Source organism: uncultured Gimesia sp. (assembly GCF_937919775.1).
In the GTDB taxonomy this organism is placed as follows: domain Bacteria; phylum Planctomycetota; class Planctomycetia; order Planctomycetales; family Planctomycetaceae; genus Gimesia.
On the sequence record NZ_CALFPF010000665.1, the window covers coordinates 1 to 6,172 of the forward strand.

The following is a 6,172-nucleotide window of genomic DNA, read 5'->3' on the forward strand; positions in this document are numbered from 1 at the left end:
AGAATAAATGGTTCCGTAACTGGTAATCCCCAGCGTCTCTTCGCGTCGTTCCTTAAGCCATTTCTGCCAGTCCGCTTCGGAAGCGTCGGGAGCTAAAGGAGGATTGTCCCAGTTAAAGCGAATCGTCTGTGGCTCGCGCGGTTTCATCGCAATGGCATAAGGAGTTTCGGAACCTTCCTGTTTGAGGTTAAATTGCACCATCGCCGGAAAACCCGCGTTGGAATCCACAAGCTGTTGACTGAAGGTGAGAAATTCCGGCGGTGTGGAGAGGGGATACTCGATCTGAAAAACCAGTGTGAACAGCATAAGATCGCTCATGGCGACTCCTTGCGGCTTGATCGAAGTATCATCGACGGAAACCACTTTCCCCTGTACCTTCTCGCCGTTGATATCCCGTACCAGCAGGCGGTCCAGCAAAAACTGTTTGTGGTTTTCGATGGCTTTTTTGATTTTTTCCGCGGAGATGACATTTTCCTGATCCGGCTCCAGTTTCTGAAAGAAATAGAGATCTTCGACATAAATCTGCATCGAAACCACGACTTTATCGCGCGTGACGTAGACATTTTCCTGACTGACTGAAATCGGATGTGCTTCGCTTGCAGCGGGAAAGCAAATTCCCGCCACCCACACAATGCAAACCAGAAGAATCAGACGAAGCTTAATTCGCTGACCGAAAGGGCAGTCATGTGGTTTCTCGCGATGACAGATTAAAGCAGTAACTCGCATGGTCATATCAGAATTTCGAATTTAGCAAATACGTGGATCAAGCAGATCAAACTGAAAGGGGAGATTCACAGGCAGGTTCCGTTACATTTCTGTACTATTTGATCGTACCGAGACACAGGATAGAATTGCAATCGTGGTCCGCTTATAAGACACTACGAATAATGAATTCCCAGTGATTGAGAAAAAAGGGGCTCCGATGGAAGAAAAGCAGGAATCAATCCAGCCTGAAGCTGAATCCTCACAAGAAGTTACTGCAGAAACAACTCTCTTAACAAAGCCCAGCCTGCTCAAACGGAGCGCGCTCTGGTTTCTGGCAGTGCTTCTGGCCGCTTCTGCGATGATTTATCAACGGGCCACCGGACCGACTTATCCCGTGAAGATCCGCGTGGCAGAGGGAATCACCGCCAAGCTCATTCGTACACATGAATCAACTGCCGATGCTATCGTAGAACTGCCGGCACCATTAACCGGAGAGAGCAAGCCATCCGCAACGCTGTTCTATAAACGCTATCGAACTGCCGATGAGTTTACATCAATCCCGATGAAGGCGGTCGAAGCAGAAACTCAGTACAAGTTGGAAGCAGCGCTCCCGAAACAGCCAGCGGCTGGCAAACTGGAATATTATATTGAAGCAAAGATTGAAGGCAAAGAACGTCGATTTCCGGAAAAGCCGGAAACGAATGTTCTGATTCGATTCAAAGATCCCGTGCCAGATGCCATCTTGTATCCGCACGTCACTTTAATGATCTTCTCCATTCTTTTTGGAATGCGTTCGGGGCTGGCCGCTTTGTTCGCTCCTTATAATATGCGTCAACTGGCCTGGTTGACCTTATGCGGCATGACCATCGGGGGCATGATATTAGGTCCCTGTGTTCAAAAATACGCGTTTGGAGAATACTGGACCGGATTTCCCTTAGGAGGAGACTGGACCGACAACAAAATGCTGTTCATGTTTCTGGCATGGGTCTTCGCCTGCTCAATCATTGGTCTCAAGCCTCGTAAAAAAGAACACGTGGTTAGTCGCGTCGTCGTTTTCCTGGCAGCAATCGTGATGACCGTCTGTTATCTGATCCCGCACAGCATGGGAGGCAGCGAACTCGATTACAGCCAAGTCGATCAGGGGATTGATCCCAGCGAAGCGATCAAGACAGGTCGACAATGAACGCAGCCCAGGTTCATCTATTGACGGTTCACGTTCCCGTAGTCGGTTTTTGGGGATTGTCAATTCTGTTTATTCTGGCGCACTTTTTTCGCGATGACCGGCTGTTCAAAATCAGTTGCTGGCTGTTTGTGACGATTCTGCTGCTGGCAACCGTCGCTTACTTTTCGGGCCCCCCCGCGTACGAGCTTTTGAAAGAACACTACACTGTCGAGAAAGAAACAGTGGAATTTCATGCCGTCCTGGCGCGCTCCTGCCTGCTGGCAATGGTCGTGTTGGCGATGATCGTTGGTAACGCCCTCGTACAGGGATTTCAGGGAGAAAAGATTCCGGGCTGGCAGCGGTGGGTCATTCTGGTCTGTACCCTGCTGCTTTCGGTTTTCTGGGCAGTGGCAGCGCACTGGGGAGGCATGATCAGACACCCCGAAATCCGGTTTACCGATTCCAGTTCGATTGAAGCGGCAACGCCAGAAAATCAGCATCCGAACCACTGAAAGCGCATTACCTGACGATCTCGGTCCCAATCCCTTTGTCGGAATAAATTTCCAATAGAATCGAATGGGGCAGGCGGGCGTCAACAATGTGAACCTTTCCGACGCCACTCGCCAGGGCTTCGAGAGCTGCATCTACCTTGGGCTCCATACCCGCGTCAATCGTGCCGTCAGCAATCAAGGCACGACAGCGCTGTGTTTCCAGATGGGAAACTAAGGTCGCAGGATCATTTCGATCGAGAAAAATACCAGGCACGTCGCTGAGAAAGACCAGTTTTTCTGCCTTCAGGATGCGGGCCAAGGCGGCAGCAGCGGTATCCGCGTTGACGTTCAGTTTCTGTCCTGTGTGATCCAGCGCAACGGAAGGGATCACGGGAATCGTATCTGATTTGCAAATTTCCTCTAGCAGCGCCTGGTCAACGTCAGTCACATAACCGACATGCCCCAGATCGATGGAAGAGCCATCTTCTGCCTGAAGCGTCAATTGCTCTCCCAAAAGACAATTGCGTGTTCCAAAATGGAGTGGCTCTGCTTTCGCTCCCTGGGCTCTGATTTCATCAACCAGTGATGCGCTGATCTGATTGGCAAGGACATCCGTAACGATATCCAGTGTTTTTTCATCGGTATAGCGTCGACCATGTACAAACCGTGGTTCAATCCCTGCGGTATTCATCGCCTGGCTGATGGTTTTTCCCCCACCGTGAACGAGAATCGGGTGCATGCCAACCGTTCTCATAAAGATCACGTCTGTCAAAAAACTTTTGACGGCTGCTTCCTCTTCAAGTGCACTGCCCCCCAGCTTGATTACAACATAACGTCCACGAAATCTTCTCATCCAGCCTAATGCTTCGATCAAAACAGCGGTTTTACGAACGGCGTCTTCCACAGTAAACCTTCAATCTTTCTTGACGTATCAACGAATGCAAATCTGAGCGAATGGAATGATCGCTTCGGAGCCCCTGATTTTCAAACCCGAAAATCCGAAATCAAGGACTTATTGTAGGTGACCTCCGGGAACTGTCAAACGACTGGTTAAAACTGTGTCCGAATTGAATCCTGATCGAAAATGAACCTGATTTTTCCTACTTTTTTGTATGATTTCGTATTTTTCATTCAACTTCAATTTCAAAGTACTCAAAACAGAATTTCGGCCCTTTTTTCTCCATTAAATTTGTCATAACCGAACTTGAGTCGACCGCCCAACAGGCAACACAATCGGACTGACCAATACGGCCCCGGCATGTGGATGGAATGGTGCGACAGTCCGGTTCGGCAATTTTGCACTGACACACACCAGATCTGAGCCAACTACTGAGAACAGAAGAATTGATGTGTGGTCTTTCTGGGGAATTCCCCGATACTTAACTCTACAGAACACGATGGTAATCTCACAGAATAGATGGCTTTGATTTCCAACCACCAAGAGACTTTAAAAGATTGAGACGGAGAAACAACGTTGGCCCATTCACACCTGCCGATTCAACACCTGATGAAACAAATGGAAAAATTTTCCTCGGAACAAATCAACATAAAATGCCGTCCATCCTGGCTCAGCAGCTTTGTGGACGAAGTTGCCGATATCTTCAATCCCACCGATGAAGTCGGACGGGTTGGATTTGATTGCCAGTTCTCCGAAGAATGCTGGGAAGTGGGGCTCTTTCTGGGAAGTACCGAAATTGTAGGCGGTCAACGCGATGGTCAATTTATTGCGGCCAATTTTCAATTCGACCTGTTGCAATTACTGGATCGATTTGAATCTGTGAACCGATTCCATTTTAATTTTCTTGAACCATCGGCGTCTGCAGGTGAATGTGACTCATCATCGGCTTATATCACTATCGAAGGTCATCTGGCCGACCTGGATGTTGTTCGCCTGAATGTGTATGCCACTCCCCCTGCAGAAGCAGGCCCCGGCTTTCGCAAATCTTATGACGGGAAAATTGACACGGTTTGATTCCGACCGCGTCCGAATTTGATTTGTATCCAACCGAGAGACAGCCTGCTTTGTGATATGACTCAGCTACGATTCACGAACCTGAATCGTAGCTGTCCTCGCCCGAGATCAGAATTTCTGTGCCCGAAAATACATGCCCTGATCCGAACTGGCAGAAAAACTATTTAATTGCAGAATCTTCTGCGATTTTACCATCGCGTAATCTGAGTATAAAATCTGTCTCTCGAATATAGCGTTCGTCATGCGTCACGATGACGACGGTGGTCTTGTACTGCTCGCTCATCTCTCGCAGGCACTGGAAGATTTCTGCCCCGGTTTGCGTATCCAGTTCGCCCGTTGGTTCATCAGCCAGAATCAGCAGAGGCCGCTTTAACAATGCCCGCGCAATCGCCACGCGTTGTTGCTCGCCACCAGACAACTGACTGGGACGATGTGTGATACGGTGCCCCAACCCCACCTGCTTCAATAAATCCTCTGCCCGTAGTTTTTGTTCTGCGGAAACTCCCTGAGGCAAAAAAGGAGCCAGAACATTTTCCAGAGCGTTCAGATTTTTCAACAGATTAAAGTTCTGAAAGACAAAACCCACCTTTTCACGGCGATATGTGTCTCGTTCGTTTTGATTCAATGTGGACAGAGCCCGGTTTTGCACAAAGATTTCACCCGCAGAAGGGCTATCAAGGGCTCCCATTAAATAGAGCAATGTACTTTTCCCGCTACCGGACGGACCCAGAATAAAAGAAAATGCCTGTCCGGGAAACTGGCAGCACACTCCCTGCAGGGCGCGCACTTCAGTCTCACCGCTCTGATGAATTTTCGTGACATTTCGGACTTCGATCATACAATGAAAACTTTCTGAACGCATTTTTCAACGGAAAACAACGAAATATTTCAGCCGCGGCGAATGGCATCAATCGGCGTCATTCTTGTCGTCCACCAGGCAGGATACAACCCGCCGGAAATTCCCAGGAAAGTACTAAACACCACGCCGAACAGGAGTAACCCCGGACTGGCATAAAGATGAACCTGATTCGCAAATTTCCAATTGACGACAAAAATCGCCAGCAATCCCAGGATCCCTCCCAGTATGCCTCCTAAAATTCCAAGCAAGGAACTTTCAGCTGTAATCAACAGCATGACATCCCGGTTCGACCACCCGTTGGCCTTCAGAATTCCAAAATCCACAATCCGTTCCATGACACTCATTAACATGGTATTGATGATACTGAGCATGGCGATTAAAACGCCAATGCCTGTCATCAAACCGAGAAAGATATCCAGATCGGCGGTGAAGGTTTCCAGACGATCTCCCCAATCTGCTGCAGAGCGAACTTCCAGTGCACTTTGCGCCTGCTCCGATTTTACAGTCTTAGCAGCAGTATCACTTGTCTGATGATCTTGTTTCCTCGTAGTAGATTCAGGTTTGGCTTCAGACTGCTGAGCAGGAGTTCCTTTCAACGTCTGATCAATGGTGTTAATCAGGTCCTTGAGGAGATTCGATTGTGAAGCATTAGCCAGCGCCAAAGAGGCCGGTTGCCACGAGGCCAGTTCGCGATCTCTAAAACGGTCTTTGATCTGATTTACCAACTCCTCGTTTTTAACAGTTCCCGTCTGCTCAATGTAGAAGCAACTGACACTCTCCGGATCAAATCGCGTGACTTCACGAACGACTTCGATATCCAGGATGATGGCGATATCAAGCAAGATCGAACCACATTCGTAAAGCCCGACGATCGTCATTTCCTGACCATTGACTTCGATCGTATCCCCCACCTGCTTATGATGCTGTTCAGCAATCTGTCGACTAACGATGGTATTTAAAGTTCCCTGATCTTCGAGAGACAG

General features: G+C 48.7%; 7 protein-coding genes. 3 read left to right on the forward strand and 4 right to left on the reverse strand.

Annotated features, from left to right (window positions below; all coding sequences use genetic code 11):
- A partial coding sequence (locus Q0294_RS18915; protein ID WP_299468569.1) for a hypothetical protein occupies positions 1–726 on the reverse strand: 726 nt, incomplete at its 3' end.
- A gap of 172 nt (positions 727–898) precedes the next feature.
- Between Q0294_RS18915 and Q0294_RS18920 the strand changes: the two genes are divergently transcribed.
- Both Q0294_RS18920 and Q0294_RS18925 read left to right on the forward strand, forming a co-directional pair.
- Positions 899–1,888: a hypothetical protein gene (locus Q0294_RS18920; RefSeq protein WP_299468571.1), complete on the forward strand. Its 990-nt coding sequence runs from the start codon at positions 899–901 to the stop codon at positions 1,886–1,888.
- A complete protein-coding gene (locus Q0294_RS18925; protein ID WP_299468573.1) occupies positions 1,885–2,379 on the forward strand; it encodes a DUF2231 domain-containing protein in 495 nt (164 codons plus the stop codon). The genes Q0294_RS18920 and Q0294_RS18925 overlap by 4 nt, the downstream gene beginning before the upstream one ends.
- 7 nt (positions 2,380–2,386) lie before the next feature.
- Here the strand turns inward: Q0294_RS18925 and argB are convergent, their stop codons facing one another.
- Positions 2,387–3,262, reverse strand: coding sequence for an acetylglutamate kinase (argB, locus tag Q0294_RS18930; RefSeq protein ID WP_299468575.1), 876 nt, complete (start codon positions 3,260–3,262; stop codon positions 2,387–2,389).
- Positions 3,263–3,874: 612 nt separating this feature from the next.
- On the opposite strand from argB, the gene Q0294_RS18935 reads away from it, so the two are divergent.
- A complete protein-coding gene (locus Q0294_RS18935) occupies positions 3,875–4,330 on the forward strand; it encodes a hypothetical protein (RefSeq protein ID WP_299468577.1) in 456 nt (151 codons plus the stop codon).
- Positions 4,331–4,490: 160 nt separating this feature from the next.
- Here Q0294_RS18935 and Q0294_RS18940 read toward each other — a convergent pair whose 3' ends face one another.
- Positions 4,491–5,168 carry an ABC transporter ATP-binding protein gene (locus Q0294_RS18940; protein ID WP_299468579.1) on the reverse strand — a complete coding sequence of 226 codons (678 nt, stop codon included), beginning with the start codon at positions 5,166–5,168 and terminating at the stop codon, positions 4,491–4,493.
- A 50-nt stretch (positions 5,169–5,218) separates the two neighbouring features.
- Positions 5,219–6,172, reverse strand: a 954-nt coding sequence (locus tag Q0294_RS18945; protein ID WP_299468581.1) for an ABC transporter permease, incomplete at its 5' end; no start/stop codon positions are given.